The 14,632-nt window shown below is 58.7% G+C and carries 15 protein-coding genes; 6 read left to right on the top strand and 9 right to left on the bottom strand.

Annotated elements, in window-relative coordinates:
- Positions 1-7: 7 nt before the first annotated feature.
- The 4 genes from dxs to ACN0XM_RS06080 form a co-directional block, all read right to left on the bottom strand.
- Positions 8-1,939 (bottom strand): 1-deoxy-D-xylulose-5-phosphate synthase, encoded by a 1,932-nt coding sequence (gene dxs / locus ACN0XM_RS06095; protein ID WP_417566021.1) that lies wholly within the window; start codon positions 1,937-1,939, stop codon positions 8-10.
- A gap of 133 nt (positions 1,940-2,072) precedes the next feature.
- Positions 2,073-2,969, bottom strand: coding sequence for a (2E,6E)-farnesyl diphosphate synthase (ispA, locus tag ACN0XM_RS06090; protein WP_417566020.1), 897 nt, complete (start codon positions 2,967-2,969; stop codon positions 2,073-2,075).
- Positions 2,969-3,223 carry an exodeoxyribonuclease VII small subunit gene (locus tag ACN0XM_RS06085; RefSeq protein ID WP_417566019.1) on the bottom strand — a complete coding sequence of 85 codons (255 nt, stop codon included), beginning with the start codon at positions 3,221-3,223 and terminating at the stop codon, positions 2,969-2,971. Before ACN0XM_RS06085 ends, ispA begins: the two co-directional genes overlap by 1 nt.
- A gap of 55 nt (positions 3,224-3,278) precedes the next feature.
- On the bottom strand, positions 3,279-4,052 hold the full coding sequence (locus ACN0XM_RS06080) for an NRDE family protein (protein ID WP_417566074.1): 774 nt from the start codon (positions 4,050-4,052) through the stop codon (positions 3,279-3,281).
- Between the two features lie 88 nt (positions 4,053-4,140).
- On the opposite strand from ACN0XM_RS06080, the gene ACN0XM_RS06075 reads away from it, so the two are divergent.
- From ACN0XM_RS06075 to ACN0XM_RS06060, 4 genes are all read left to right on the top strand, one after another.
- Complete coding sequence (locus tag ACN0XM_RS06075; protein ID WP_417566018.1) at positions 4,141-4,938, top strand: sulfite exporter TauE/SafE family protein; 798 nt, start codon at positions 4,141-4,143, stop codon at positions 4,936-4,938.
- A 10-nt stretch (positions 4,939-4,948) separates the two neighbouring features.
- Entirely contained in the window at positions 4,949-5,737 is a 789-nt protein-coding gene (gene lgt / locus ACN0XM_RS06070) for a prolipoprotein diacylglyceryl transferase (RefSeq protein ID WP_417566017.1), read from the top strand.
- On the top strand, positions 5,734-6,573 hold the full coding sequence (locus ACN0XM_RS06065; protein WP_417566016.1) for a thymidylate synthase: 840 nt from the start codon (positions 5,734-5,736) through the stop codon (positions 6,571-6,573). The genes lgt and ACN0XM_RS06065 overlap by 4 nt, the downstream gene beginning before the upstream one ends.
- Before the next feature lie 434 nt (positions 6,574-7,007).
- Positions 7,008-7,523, top strand: a complete 516-nt coding sequence (locus ACN0XM_RS06060) for a dihydrofolate reductase (RefSeq protein WP_417566015.1) — start codon at positions 7,008-7,010, stop codon at positions 7,521-7,523.
- On the opposite strand, the gene ACN0XM_RS06055 is transcribed toward ACN0XM_RS06060, so the two are convergent.
- The 4 genes from ACN0XM_RS06055 to ACN0XM_RS06040 form a co-directional block, all read right to left on the bottom strand.
- Positions 7,502-9,013: a DEAD/DEAH box helicase gene (locus ACN0XM_RS06055; protein ID WP_417566014.1), complete on the bottom strand. Its 1,512-nt coding sequence runs from the start codon at positions 9,011-9,013 to the stop codon at positions 7,502-7,504. The genes ACN0XM_RS06060 and ACN0XM_RS06055 overlap by 22 nt on opposite strands.
- A gap of 184 nt (positions 9,014-9,197) precedes the next feature.
- Positions 9,198-10,097, bottom strand: coding sequence for a haloalkane dehalogenase (locus ACN0XM_RS06050; protein WP_417566013.1), 900 nt, complete (start codon positions 10,095-10,097; stop codon positions 9,198-9,200).
- Between the two features lie 147 nt (positions 10,098-10,244).
- Positions 10,245-10,493: a hypothetical protein gene (locus ACN0XM_RS06045; protein WP_417566012.1), complete on the bottom strand. Its 249-nt coding sequence runs from the start codon at positions 10,491-10,493 to the stop codon at positions 10,245-10,247.
- A 75-nt stretch (positions 10,494-10,568) separates the two neighbouring features.
- Positions 10,569-10,922 carry a hypothetical protein gene (locus ACN0XM_RS06040; RefSeq protein WP_417566011.1) on the bottom strand — a complete coding sequence of 118 codons (354 nt, stop codon included), beginning with the start codon at positions 10,920-10,922 and terminating at the stop codon, positions 10,569-10,571.
- Between the two features lie 127 nt (positions 10,923-11,049).
- Between ACN0XM_RS06040 and ACN0XM_RS06035 the strand changes: the two genes are divergently transcribed.
- Together ACN0XM_RS06035 and ACN0XM_RS06030 are read left to right on the top strand one after the other, a co-directional pair.
- Entirely contained in the window at positions 11,050-12,165 is a 1,116-nt protein-coding gene (locus ACN0XM_RS06035) for an AI-2E family transporter (RefSeq protein WP_417566010.1), read from the top strand.
- A 123-nt stretch (positions 12,166-12,288) separates the two neighbouring features.
- On the top strand, positions 12,289-12,708 hold the full coding sequence (locus ACN0XM_RS06030) for a peptidoglycan-binding domain-containing protein (RefSeq protein WP_417566009.1): 420 nt from the start codon (positions 12,289-12,291) through the stop codon (positions 12,706-12,708).
- A 72-nt stretch (positions 12,709-12,780) separates the two neighbouring features.
- On the opposite strand, the gene ilvD is transcribed toward ACN0XM_RS06030, so the two are convergent.
- The gene (gene ilvD / locus ACN0XM_RS06025; protein WP_417566008.1) at positions 12,781-14,616 is read right to left on the bottom strand and encodes a dihydroxy-acid dehydratase; all 1,836 of its coding nucleotides are present in this window, start codon (positions 14,614-14,616) and stop codon (positions 12,781-12,783) included.
- Between the last annotated feature and the right edge of the window lie 16 nt (positions 14,617-14,632).

Genomic DNA, 14,632 nt, shown 5'->3' with positions numbered 1-14,632 from the left:
GGTTTGCTTATTTGACGGCTTTCAGATTTTGGTGTCGAAGGGTTTCCATTCTCGCGGCGATGGCCGCTTCGATGCCTGCCGCGTCCAGGCCGCAATCCGTTAGCAATTCGCCATGCTTGCCGTGGTCCATGAAGGTGTCAGGCAGCCCCAGCTGCACCACGGGCATGGATACCTGATGGCTGTTCAGGAATTCGGTGACGGCACTGCCGGCACCACCGGCAACGGCGTTTTCTTCCAGGGTCACCAGCAGCTCGTGCTGTTCGGCAAGTTCCAGCACCAGTTCCTGGTCGAGGGGTTTGACAAAACGCATGTCTGCGACCGTCGCTCCCAGCGCTTCGGCCGCCTCCAGAGCTGGTGCGAGCAGGGTGCCGAAGTTGAGAATGGCCACCCCTTTGCCCGCACGCACGGTCCGGCCCTTGCCGATTTTGAGTGGTTTGAGTTCTTGCTGGATTTCAGCGCCCGGTCCGGTTCCCCTTGGGTAACGAACGGATGCCGGGCCCTCATACAACAGCCCCGTCTGCAGCATCTGACGGGTTTCGTTTTCGTCGGACGGTGTCATCACCACCATATTCGGTATGCAGCGCAGGTAGCTGATATCGAAGGCCCCGGCATGGGTCGGGCCGTCTTCTCCCACCAGGCCCGCGCGATCGATGGCAAACAGCACATCCAGATTCTGGATGGCGACATCATGAATCAGCTGGTCGTAGGCGCGCTGCAGGAAGGTGGAGTAGATGGCAACCACCGGTTTTGCCCCATCACAGGCCAGGCCGGCTGCGAGGGTAACGGCATGCTGTTCGGCAATTGCAACATCGAAATAGCGATCCGGGAACCGCTGAGAGAAGGCCAGCAGGTCCGAGCCTTCGCACATGGCAGGCGTTATGCCTACCACCCGCTCATCCTGCTTAGCCGCATCATACAGCCACTGGCCGAAGACATTGGCGTACTTGGGCTTTGCGGGCTTCGGTTTGATCGGCTCGGGTTTGCTCGGAGGAACAGGGTCGATCTTGTTGATGGCGTGATACCCAATCGGGTCGGCCTCTGCCGGCGCAAAGCCTTTGCCTTTGGTTGTCACCACATGCAGGAACTGCGGGCCCTCAAGCTCGCGAATGTTCTCCAGGGTTTCAACCAACAGAGGCAGGTCATGGCCATCAATGGGGCCGATGTAATTGAATCCCAGCTCCTCAAACAGGGTGCCGGGGGCAATCATGCCCTTGAAATGCTCTTCAGTTTTTTTCGCGAGAGCCATCAGGTGCGGTGCGCCCTGAAGGACTTTCTTGCTGCTGTCGCGAACCTGGTTATAGGTACGGCTGGACAGCAGCTTGGCAAAGTAGTTGGACAGTCCCCCGACGTTATGGGAAATCGACATGTCATTGTCGTTCAGGATCACCAGCATGTCGGCGTGCAGGTGGCCGGCGTGATTCAGGGCCTCGAATGCCATGCCGGCGGTCATGGCTCCGTCTCCAATCACAGCGATGCTTTTCCGGCCGGTGCGTTGCAGGCGAGCGGCAATGGCCATACCCAGGGCGGCACTGATGGACGTGCTGGAATGGCCTACGCCGAAGGTGTCGTATTCGCTTTCGGCCCGCTTGGGAAAGCCGGCAAGCCCGCCCTTGCGGCGGATGCTGCCCATAGCCTCCCGCCGACCGGTCAGAATCTTGTGGGGGTACGCCTGGTGGCCGACGTCCCAGACCAGACGGTCGGTGGGTGTGTTGAAAACATAGTGCAGGGCAACGGTAAGTTCGAGCACACCGAGCCCGGCTCCGAAATGGCCGCCGGTCTGGCCCACCGACCACAACAGAAACGCTCTGAGTTCGCGGGCCAGCTGGGTCAGCTGTTCCGGAGCCAAATCGCGCAATTGCGCCGGCGCATCAACCCGGTCCAGCAGCGGAGTGTTGGGTCGCTGTGACGGGATTTCCTTGAAAATATAAGTGTCCTGCATCTGCTCGGGTCTTTTCCGGTACGTTCGGTAACTGACTGGCATTATAAGGGAACAGGGGAGCCTGTTTCATACAAACCAGGCCAGTTGTTACGAAAATGTCTAAGGCCAGTGTGCGCCTTCGGGGCGCCGGGGTTCAATGGCTTCTTTCCACCACGTAATCGGCCATTGCCCGCAACGGGTCTGCTTCGGGGCCGAACTCCCGGAGGCTGTGCTGCGCGGTCTCAAGCAATTCCGCCAGATGCTCTCTGGCGCCGAAAACGCCCAGCAGGGCAGGGTAGGTGGGTTTGGACCGGGCGGCATCTGAGCCCTGGGGTTTGCCAATCACCTCGGTGTCCCCTTCGATGTCCAGAAGATCGTCCTGAACCTGGAAAGCCAGGCCAAGGGCCTGCGCATAGCGGGTCAGCGACGCCAGAGCCTGTTGGCTGACCGAAGACGCAGTGATGGCGCCAATCCGGACACTGGCTTCAATCAGTGCCCCGGTCTTGTGCCGGTGCATGGTCTCGAGCTGGCTCAGAGCCAGCGTTTTGCCGACGGACTCCAGGTCGATTGCCTGGCCACCGACCATGCCCCTGTGGCCGCTGGCACCAGCGAGTTCCTGCACCATGGCCAGGCGCGCGGACTCAGATAGCCCGGGAGCCTCTGCCAGCCAGCCAAATGCCAGCGCCTGCAGAGCATCTCCGGCCAGAATGGCGGTCGCTTCATCAAAGGCAATATGGGTGGTGGGCCGCCCACGCCGGAGTTCGTCATCGTCCATGGCGGGCAGGTCATCGTGAATGAGTGAATAGGCATGGACCAGTTCCACGGCGCAAGCGGGAACCAGAGCCTGGTCACCAGACTGGCCCAGAGCCTTGGCGGCAGCCAAGCACAGGGCAGGCCGGATTCGTTTGCCGCCGCCCAGTACGCTGTAACGCATGGCTTCCTGCAGGCGCCCCGATGCCGAATCCTGATCAATACACCGGTCCAGTTCAGCATCCACACGGGCCCGGCAGGTTTCCAGAAAGTCTACCGCAAGCTGGTTCTGGCCGGGCATCAGTCTGCGTCATCCGAAGAAAAAGAACGGGTTTCCAGGGTGCCGTCGCTGTTCTGAACGAGCTGCTCGACGCGCTGTTCTGCACTTTTCAGGGCCTGCTGACATTCGCGTGTCAGTTTAACGCCGCGTTCAAAGGCGGTCAGGGACTGCTCGAGAGACAGCTCCCCCTGCTCCAGATCGCGAACCAGCTTTTCCAGTTCATCGAGGGATTTTTCGAAATCAGCAATAGATGTAGCGCCTTCTTCACCGGCCATCAGGGGCCCTCCGATCGGGTGGCGGAATTTCGCGGATTATACCAGAGCTTGTACGCTACCGCTGCCAGTGGAAATGACGGCATTCACCAGTTTCGGCATCCGGCCCCCAACTCTGTTCGCTAACGTGTATTTCACCGGTGTCGGAAACACTGACCACAGTCGTCGCCCGCGTTCCGTAGTCTGAGCCGACTATGAAGGGAGACGAGAGAAATCGTTCGGTGTCAATCCCCACGCCGGTGTCGGGCAATAGCCCGTCAGGAGCCGGCGTGGTGTCCTGGAGCAGGGTAACCAGCTCATTGTGCAGGGCGCCCGCATCGGTGCCGGCGGAGGCAACGGCATCGCCGGCGGCCTGCCGCAGACGCAGCAGTTTGGGCCATGGGGTTTGCAGGAGGTGGTTGCTCAGTCCGTAAACGCCGCGGTGAATATGTCGGCCGGGGTGAGCGTCCCGGTTACTGAAATACCACCCATCCCGGACGGTCAGGTGTACCAGGTTAAAGCCGGAAAAGTGGTTGGCATTGCCTTTCAGGTAGCTTTCAAGCTGCCGTCGTGAACTGGTGAGTGCCCGCAAGGGAAGTTCACCCCGACTGATGCGGCCAGCTTCCGGAGCGCCTTCCCGCACGTTGGTAACGGCGCTGACATCACCTTCGGCGGAGACCGCAAGCCAGGTTCCCCCGGACTGGAGATCCCGGCCGGCCAGCACCCGGGTGCCGGTGTCAGTGGTCCACCAGTCCATGGCGGCGGTGGGGCGACGGAAAAATTCATCCCGGTTTGCCGCGACAACCAGTGGGAAATGAGGGTTCTGGCCAAGGCTAAAGGCGATCAGACACATGGTGGAGGGCAGGCTCCCGCAGTTAATGAAGTTGACTCTTGCGCTGTGTATCATACCAGCCTTGGTTTTCCCGGGTGCGCGACAGACTATGACCCTGACTTATGTGATTGCATCCTATCTGGCCCTCGGCGCCCTTGCGGGCACCGTCGCTGGCCTGTTTGGCATTGGTGGTGGACTGATCATTGTCCCGGTGCTGATTTTCAGTTTTGGCCTCCAGGGGGTCAGCCCGGAAATTGCGCCTCACCTGGCGGTGGGTACGTCGCTGGCAACGATTGTATTCACTTCGCTCAGTTCGATCCGTTCCCACCACATGCACGGTGCCGTGCGCTGGGATTTGTTCAGGCCGATGATGGTGGGCATTATTGTCGGCGCTGTGATTGGCGCCTGGACCGCATCGCTGATGACTGGCCGGGCCCTGGAATTGGTTATTGGCGTTTTCGTCATCCTGGTTGGCCTCAAGATGATTGTTCCGGTGGGTCCCAAACCCGGCCGGGATGTTCCGGGTAACGTGGGGCTGGGTATTGCCGGTGGAGGCATCGGCTGGGCCTCGGCCATCTTCGGGATTGGCGGGGGCACCCTCACAGTGCCCTACCTGAGCTGGTGCAGCGTGCGCATGCAACAGGCTGTGGGCACATCGGCCGCCTGTGGCCTGCCCATTGCCATGGCCGGGGCGCTCGGTAACATCTGGACCGGCTGGCGGCATCCGGATCTGCCGGAACTGAGTGTCGGTTTCGTTTATCCGCCCGCGCTGATCTGTATCATCTTCACCAGTATTTTCTTTGCCCGTGTCGGGGCCAACCTGGCTCACCGGCTGAACCCCCGGGTTCTCAAGCGAACTTTTTCCATCATGCTTTTGCTGGTGGGTCTCCGTTTTCTCCTGAGTTGAGAGGTTATCGATGCTGCAACACCCCCAGATTGATCCGGTGGCCATTGCCATTGGCCCCCTCAAGATCCACTGGTACGGCCTGACCTATCTGGTGGGCTTTGTCGCCGGCTGGTGGCTTGGCCGGATCCGCACACGCAAGCCCTGGTCTCCCATCAACGAAGAACAGATGGGAGACCTGCTGTTTTACCTGGCACTGGGCGTCATTCTTGGCGGTCGCGTGGGCTATGTGCTGTTCTACAATTTTGATGCTTTTCTGGCAGACCCGCTTTGGCTTATCCGGGTGTGGGAAGGCGGTATGTCCTTCCACGGCGGCCTGTTGGGCGTGATGTTCGCCATGTGGTGGTATGGGCGCAAAGTGGAGTGTGGTTTCTGGCGCATGGCCGATTTCGTTGCGCCACTGGTGCCGGTGGGGCTTGGCGCCGGCCGGATTGGTAACTTTATTAATGGCGAGTTGTGGGGCAAGCCCACGGACGTGGCCTGGGGTATGGTGTTTCGCACCGCACCGGATTCCCTGGCCCGTCATCCCTCCCAGCTCTACCAGTTTGCCCTGGAAGGCGTCGCCCTGTTTGTCATCCTGTGGTGGTTTTCCTCCCGGCAACGACCCAGAATGGCGGTGTCTGGCCTGTTCCTGATCTGCTATGGCGTGTTCCGCTTCCTGGTGGAATTCGTGCGCCAGCCGGACCCTCAGTTGGGCTACCTGGCCTTTGACTGGCTCACCATGGGGCAGGTGCTTTCCTTCCCGATGATTATTGCGGGCGCTGCCCTGATGTTTATTGCCTATCGGAGAAAAGCTGAATGAAAGCCTACCTCGACCTGATGCAAGACGTTGTCGACAACGGATACAACAAAGGGGACCGCACCGGCGTTGGTACCCGTTCGGTCTTCGGCCGGCAGATTCGGTTCAACCTGCAGGACGGTTTTCCCTTGGTAACCACCAAGAAAGTCCACCTCCGTAGCATCATTTACGAGCTGCTTTGGTTCCTCCGTGGCTCGACCGATAACACCTGGCTGAAAGAACGCAAGGTATCCATCTGGAACGAATGGGCACTGGAGAACGGTGACCTTGGTCCTATCTACGGCAAGCAATGGCGCAGCTGGCAGTGCCCGAATGGTGAGGTGATCGACCAGATCAGCGAAGTCATCCAGCAGATCCGCACCAAGCCCAATTCCCGTCGACTGATCGTCTCCGCCTGGAACCCGGCAGAGCTTCCGGATGAGTCCATCGGGCCCCAGGACAACGTCCGTCAGGGCCGTATGGCGCTGGCTCCCTGCCACTGCCTGTTCCAGTTCTATGTGGCCGACGGTAAACTTTCCTGCCAGCTATACCAGCGCAGCGCCGACCTGTTCCTGGGGGTGCCGTTCAATATTGCGTCCTATGCGTTGCTGACTCACATGATTGCCCAGCAGTGTGATCTGAACGTCGGAGAGTTCGTCCACACTTTCGGTGACTGCCACCTGTATCAGAATCACCTGACCGACGACATTGTCTTCGAGCAACTGAAGCGGGAGCCAAAGGCTTTGCCGAATCTGGTTATCAAGCGTAAGCCGGCGAGTATCTTTGACTACGAACTGGAAGACTTCGAGTTCGAAGGGTATGAGCCTTGCCCTGGGATTAAGGCTCCTATTGCTATTTGACCCGCGGTTTATGGCCCGGTCCGATAGGTTTGGGGGCGGCAGGGGAGCGGGATGGGGCTTTCCGAAAAACGCTGTGGATACGTCCGTGTACGCTTGGCTCCGCCATCCCTGGCTCCGCACATTTTCGGAAAGCCCCATCCCGCTCCCCTGCGTTCAAACTGAAGGAGTTAGAATCTCCCGAATCCGCGAACGAGACGGCACTCCGGCTGTTATCAAGGCATTGTAAGTGCTGGTAAAAAGGCTTTTAGGTCAGCTGACTCAATGTTCGAATCGCAGCAGGGCGGGGTACGTCCCTCCAAAAATGTGCGGAGCCATGGATGGCGGAGCCCAAGCCGCGCATGGATGCCTTGAGGCGTTTTTTGGAGGGACGTACCCCGCCCTGTTGCAGCCCGCGAATCATGAGATTCAAGGTTATACGTTAAAGGGAGAGAAAGGTGAGAAAAGCACTGATAGTAGCCATGTCCCGAAATCGGGTCATAGGCCGCAACAACAACCTGCCGTGGTACCTGCCGGGCGACCTCCGTTACTTCAAGCAGGCCACCATGGGCAAGCCCATCATCATGGGGCGGAAAACCTGGGACTCCATTGGCCGGCCGTTGCCGGGCCGGATGAACGTGGTGATTTCACGGAATGATGCCTGGGAAGCGCCAGTGGGAACCGTAGCGGCAAAGTCACTGCAGGAAGCGTTGGTGAAAGCCGAGGCTCAGGCCGAGCTCGAAGGCGGAGACGAAGTGATGATTATCGGTGGCGGGCAGATCTATGCCGAGGCGCTGCCTATGGTCGACCGCATGTACATCACCCAGGTGCACGCTGAGGTGGACGGGGATGCATTCTTTCCGGAAGTAAACTGGGAGGAGTGGGAGGAAATCGGACGGGAGGATTTCTCCGCGTCCGATAACAACCCTTACGACTACAGCTTCGTCGTCTATCAGCGCTTGGCGTCTGCCTGACGAGGTGGGCGCTTACCGCCCTTGCCGGGGGGCTTACCCTTCGGGCCGGGGCCGCCACGGCCCTTGGGGCCTTTCTTGAAGCCGGGCTTGTATCCCGGCTTGCCGCCTGGGCGACCACCCTGGCGGTCTCTGCGCGGCGGCGCGTTGGCTGAAATCTCCGGCAAGGCTTCCGGCTGCTCCAGCGGCAGCGAACCGGGCTGGGATGCTTCCAGCCAACAGGCCAGAGCGCCGGCTACCATCGCCGTGTCCATCTCATTGCGCTCGGCAATCTCATCCAGCAGCGCCATAGCTTTAGCCAGCTTGCCATCCTCGGCAAAACCCAGCAGCTGCGTTTCAAACTGCTGCTCACGCATTTTTTTCAGCTCGACCGGCGAGGGCAGTTGATAGGCCTGCATCGGCGAGTTGGTAGCGCGCTCCAGGGTGCGCAGCCAGCTGCGCTCCCGGGGCGTGACCAGCAGGATTGCCTTGCCTTCCCGTCCGGCGCGTCCGGTTCGGCCGGTACGGTGGATGTAGGCTTCGGTGTCGTAAGGTACATCGTAGTTGATCACATGGGTGATCCTGGGCACATCCAGACCGCGAGCGGCCACATCTGTGGCGACGATGATGTCCTTTTTTCCGCTCTTCAGGTCTTCAACGGTCTGCTCGCGCTGGCGCTGGTTCAGATCGCCATTGAGCGGTGCTACCGCGTGGCCCCGGGCGGAGAGTTTCTCTGCCAGCAGCGTGGTTTCTGCCTTGGTACGCACGAAGATGATGGCGCCATCGAACGGCTCCACTTCAAGAATCCGGGTCAGGGCGTCCAGTTTGCGCTCGGCGTATACCGGCAGAACGAACTGGGAAATACGCTCAACCGTGCGGGTTTCGCTCTCGATGCGAACCTCGACGGCATCGCGCAGGTAGGTATTGGCAACCTTCTTGATCTGCGGCGGCATGGTGGCCGAGAACAGGGCGCGCTGGCAGTTCTGCGGCGTTTTCGCCAGAATTGCTTCTACGTCATCGATAAAGCCCATGCGCAGCATTTCGTCCGCTTCATCCAGAACCAGCGCCTTCAGGCTATCCAGTTTCAGGGTACCCTTGCGCAGGTGGTCGAGCATGCGGCCCGGAGTGCCCACGATAACCTGGGCGCCACGGCGAAGGCCCTTGATCTGGGGGAAGAAATCCTGGCCGCCATAGATTGGCAGAACATGGAAATTCCGGAACTTGCTGGCGTAGGTGGTAAACGCTTCGGCTACCTGGATGGCCAGTTCGCGCGTCGGCGCCAGCACCAGAATCTGGGGGTCGGTTACGGAGGCGTCAATCCGGCTCAGCAGAGGCAGTGCAAAGGCCGCCGTTTTACCGGTACCTGTCTGGGCCACACCCAGAAGATTCTTGCCGGCAAGCAGTGCAGGGATGGCCTGGGCCTGGATCGGTGACGGGGTTTCATAGCCAACGGCGGATACAGCTTCAAGTACGGCTGGATCAAGCCCCAGTTCGGCAAAAGACAATTCAGACATTGATTCACTCGGAATTCGGAAGGTAGAGCATTGTCAGGCAATGCGTTATGTATTCATATTGTAGCGGTTTTTTTGTTGCTTTAATACGCAAAATCTTGCCGGGTCTGTAGGTAGTTGCCGGTAAGGCCCCACGGATTTGTTTACCGTCCGGTATTGAGCAGTCTTGGCAGTTACTCCGTGCGGCTCAGGCCGCCATTTCTGATTTCAGGGCGTCGATGATAATACGCGCGAAATCTTCTGGTGAGTCTTCCTGAAGGAAGTGTCCACCACGCAGAGTGATGTGGGGCTGGCCATGGGCTCCTGGAATCCGGCGCTGCATATATCGGTCGCCGCCGCGGGTGATCGGATCGCCGCTGCTGAAGCAGGTGATGAACGGTTTTTTCCATTTCTCAAGAACCTGCCAGGCGGATTTGTTGGCTTCGCTGTCCTGAGTCCCTGGTTCTGTTGGCACCAGATTGGGGAATGCCCTTGCTCCAGCCTTGAAATCTGCGGACGGGAACGGCGCCTCGTAGGCGGCAAGTTCCGCCTTGCTCAAGGTTCGTTCAGTGCCCAGTTGGACAATCCGTCCGATCGGGAACCAGGGGCTGTGGGTGGCAAACGTCTTCCAGACCGAAAACACCGCAGGCACCCGAGCTTCTCCCGTTGGCAACATGCCATTACCGACGATGATGCGGCTGAATCGCTGCGGATGTTCGGCAGCCAGTCGCAACCCCAGCAGTGAGCCCCAGTTCTGGCATACCAGGGTGATATTGGTAAGGTTCAGTTGCTCCAGCCAATTGGTCAGCCAAGTCAGGTGGCGGCTATAGCTGTAATCCTCGACTGAGTCTGGCTTGTCTGACTTGCCGAAGCCAATCAGGTCCGGCGCCAGCACCCGGTAGCCTGCGTCTGCCACCAGAGGAATCATATGCCGGTACAGGTAAGACCAGGATGGTTCGCCATGCAGCATTAGTACCGGGGAAGCATTGCGTGGGCCATTGTCAACATAGTGCATCCGAAGGCCGGGCTCTACGTCCAGATAGTTTGGAGCAAAAGGGTAGTCCGGAAGGCCTGCGAAGCGGGCTTCATCGGTTCTCAGAATACGCATGCCATCGACTGTCCTGACTGATTGGTTGCGTGATTGCCGGGAGCTATCTGGCGATCAGGCCTCCCTAATACAATCGTCGAATGTCAGGATAAATCAGATGGAAATTTTGTGTGTTTGAGTTGCGTAACAGAGCGTTGCCGGTTTGAATCAGGAGGCAATTCCAAACAGGCGTTCCGGGTTTTCAACGAGTGCCAGGGCCTGGTCGCAGCAGTTGACCGCCCCACAATCGTCGGCGGAGCAGAGGCCAATGACCTTGCACTCCATCTCCTGATGCTGGCCGCCCTTGTTCCGGAAAATACGGGTACGGGAAAGAATTGACCGGCAATGGCCGCATAGCAGGGTGGGGACTGCGCTGCCCTCGGCGAGGATGGCGGTAAAATGGTGTTGTTCAGTCATAAATATCCTCCTGATACTGCCCAACATATGGGCCAAGTATGACAGTTCAAAGTCCTGTCGCCGGATTTATACGGCTTATTTTTTGTCTGGATTGACCAGTGGTTTACGGTTGGAGCGCTTGTCTTCCCAGTCAAGTTCCTTGGGGTTATACCAGCCGATAGCGTCCAGTACTTTCTCGCGTGTCTGCGGTGACAGTGTGTGCCAGAGCTCCTGGAAGTCCCCAAGACCGAGCTCACGCTGTTTCTGTTGCTTGCTCTGCAGGCGATTGATGATCCGTGGCAGCTGCAGTGCCTCACCCAATTGCCCGGGCACCATCACGTCCTGGCCCATTACTTTGCGCCGGTGAGTCCGTGCGGCCAGAACCTTGCGTAACTGCGTAGCAGCTTCAAGGGCGGTTTCCGTGGTAAAGGTTTCCAGTTCCAACAACATGACCTGTTTGGTGGTTGATCAATAACCGTCCACTATAACCCGAAGAGGACTACAGTGGCCACGTCAGCATGGTAGGCTAGAATGTCTTGCCATCACTCAAAACCATTTCCGGGGAACAGCCAGAATTATGTACGCGAAACTTGAAACACGGACTTTTCTTGCCTTGTTGGTGGGGGTCTCTCTGGCTTTCGTGTTTCTCATGAAACCCTTCTTCGGCCCCATATTCTGGGCCATTGCGATTGCCCTGATTTTTCATCCAGTGCAGCAGGTTCTGGTCCGAAAACTGGGCGACCGCCCGAACCTGAATGCACTGATAACTCTCTGTATCTGCATGTTTATCGTTGTCATACCCGTACTGATTCTCGTTACTTCTCTGGTTGCTGAGGGGGTTGCAATTTACCAGCAGATCCAGAGCGGTGAGCTGCGGCCGGGGGAGTATATTGACAGGGTCAATCAGTCTTTCCCGGCAATTCAGGCTTTTCTGTCCCAATTCGACATCAACTTTAGTGAATGGCGGGATCGACTCGTCAATGCATTCGTTGGTGGCAGCCAGTTCCTTGCAAAACAGGCGTTCGGGCTTGGTCAGAACACATTCCAGTTCTTTCTCGGTCTCGCTCTGATGGTCTATCTGGCATTTTTTCTTCTGCGTGATGGAAGGGCGCTGGTGGAACTGATGATCCGGGCCTTGCCACTCGGAGATGAGCGGGAAAGGCTGCTGTTTGCCAAATTTGCAGAAGTTACTCGGGCCACGGTGAAGGGCAACCTGTTGATTGCCATCATCCAGGGCGCGCTCGGCGGGCTGATTTTCTGGATCCTTGGTATCACGGGCGCCTTGCTTTGGGGGGTGGTGATGGCAATCATGTCTCTTTTACCTGCGGTTGGGGCTGCCCTGGTCTGGGTGCCGGCGGCCATTTACCTGGCGGCGGTGGGTGATCTGGTCGAAGCGACGGTATTGACGGTATTCGGTGTGGTAGTGATTGGCCTGGCGGATAATCTGCTTCGACCAATTCTGGTCGGGCGGGACACCAAGCTGCCTGACTACATCGTGCTGCTTTCGACCCTGGGTGGGATTGTGATGTTCGGTATCAATGGTTTCGTGATGGGACCCTTGGTGGCCGCACTGTTCATGGCATTCTGGGGTATTTTTATCCGCGAGTTCAGCGAGGAAGCCCATCTGGCGCAGTCGGCGGCCGAGGCTCTCAAGCCGGGCCGGGGTGAGGATTCAGGTTCGGATGTCCGGTGAGGCGACATGCGACAAAAGTATGGTAGTCTGTGAAATTGTTGCCCCAGCCTGTGGAGATAGGCACCACATAACAAGAAAGAAACGGGTATCAATTAGATATCAGGAGCTAAGCAGGTGAGTACCATGAGAAACGCAACTACCCGACTGGGACGCCTGGCCACTGCGGCCGGTATGGCGGTTACACTGGGTTTTGCCCCCGCAGCCTTCGCGGACGAGACCGTTGCACTCAAGAACGCACTTTATGGCGCAGGGTATGAGATCACCAATGTTAGTCCCCAGATGGACGACACTACCCGGGCTGCATTGACCAAATTCCAGAAGGACAACGGGCTTCAGGCCAGCGGCGTTCTGGACGAGCCTACGGAAAAGGCTCTGGGCATGATATCCGTACAGGTCGCATCGTCGGCTTCGGCCCGGTCAGCTGGCAGTTCCACCGCCCCTGCGCAGGAAACGGGACCTTCTGCCACGTCGGCACCGGAAGCGAAACCAGAGCAGGAAGGTGCCATAGAAGAAAAGGACGATGGCGGCTGGTCTCTCTGGTAAGTCTGGTTCGCCCATGAAAAAGCCCGCCGGATATGCTCCGGCGGGCTTTTTGTTGTCGGGCTATCCAGTCTTTCAGTCGAGTTTGCTGAGATCCCGGACCGCGCCTTTGTCGGCACTTGTTGCCAGCAGCGCGTAAGCTTTGAGGGCCGCTGATACTTTCCGGTCCCGGGGCAGTTCGGGCTTCCACCCTTTTGCATCGCGGGCTTCACGTCGGCGGTCCAGTTCGTGTTGGTCGAGCTCGACATTGATGGTCCGGTTCGGGATGTCGATCCGGATGACGTCGCCGTTCTCAATCAGCCCGATCGCACCACCGGCAGCAGCTTCAGGCGAGGCGTGGCCAATGGAAAGGCCGGAGGTACCTCCGGAGAAACGTCCATCGGTTAACAGAGCGCATTCCTTGCCCAGCCCCTTGGATTTCAGATAGCTGGTCGGGTAGAGCATTTCCTGCATACCGGGACCGCCACGGGGGCCCTCGTAGCGGATGATAACCACCTCGCCGGGTTTGACTGCGTCCGCCAGAATCCCAGCCACCGCGGAGTCCTGGCTTTCGAACACCTTGGCCTTGCCTTCGAAAACATAGATGCCTTCGTCCACGCCCGCGGTTTTGACCACACAGCCGTCCGGGGCGATATTACCGAAGAGCACCGCGAGCCCGCCCTCTGAGCTGTAGGCGTTCTCAACCGAACGGATGCAACCGGATTCCCGGTCGCCGTCCAGGCTTGGCCAGCGGGTGTTCTGGGAAAAAGCGGTCTGGGTCGGAATGCCGGCTGGACCGGCCTTGTAGAATTCCACCACTTCCGGTGGCGGAGAGCGCATGATGTCCCAGGTATTGAGGGCTTCCTTCATAGTCTTGCTGTGAACGGTGGGCAGGTCGGTATTGATCAGCCCACCGCGTTCCAGTTCGCCTAGAATGCCCATGATGCCACCAGCGCGGTGTACGTCTTCCATGTGATATTTGGGCGAGTTTGGCGCCACCTTGCAGAGCTGGGGAACTCGGCGCGACAGCTGGTCGATCTCATTCAGGGTGAATGGAACGCCACCTTCTTGGGCAGCTGCCAGCAGGTGAAGAATGGTGTTGGTGGAGCCACCCATGGCGATGTCCATGACCATGGCATTTTCAAAGGCAGCCATGGAGGCAATGCTCAGCGGCAGAACGCTGGCGTCATCTTCCTCGTAATAGCGGCGCGCATTCTCCACAATCTGTCTGCCGGCTTTCAGGAACAGCTGTTCCCGGTCTGCGTGGGTGGCGAGCATTGAGCCGTTGCCGGGCAGGGCCAGACCAATCGCCTCAGTGAGGCAGTTCATGGAGTTGGCAGTAAACATGCCGGAGCAAGAGCCGCAGGTCGGGCAGGCGCTGCGTTCGTATTCTTCCACCTGTTCGTCCGAAGCGTTGGGGTCTGCGGCAATGACCATGGCATCCACCAGGTCCAGCTTGTGTTCGGACAGTTTGGTTTTGCCCGCTTCCATTGGGCCGCCCGAGACGAAAATCGTGGGGATGTTCAGGCGCATGGCGGCCATCAGCATGCCTGGGGTTATTTTGTCGCAGTTGGAAATACATACGAGCGCGTCGGCGCAGTGGGCATTCACCATGTACTCTACAGAGTCTGCGATAATTTCCCGTGAGGGGAGGGAGTACAACATGCCGTCGTGGCCCATTGCGATGCCGTCGTCTACCGCTATGGTGTTGAATTCCTTGGCAACGCCCCCGGATGCCTCGATTTCGCGGCACACCAGTTGCCCGAGATCCTTGAGGTGCACGTGGCCGGGCACAAACTGGGTGAAGGAGTTGGCAACGGCGATGATGGGCTTGCCAAAGTCCCCGTCTTTCATACCGGTGGCGCGCCAGAGGGCGCGGGCGCCAGCCATGTTACGGCCTGCGGTGGATGTCCGCGAACGATACTGAGGCATGGTGTTCTGGTCTCTC

This window comes from Marinobacter sp. (assembly GCF_048269445.1).
GTDB lineage: Bacteria > Pseudomonadota > Gammaproteobacteria > Pseudomonadales > Oleiphilaceae > Marinobacter.
Note: the sequence above shows the minus strand (reverse complement) of the source record. Positions and strands in the feature narration are given on the sequence as shown.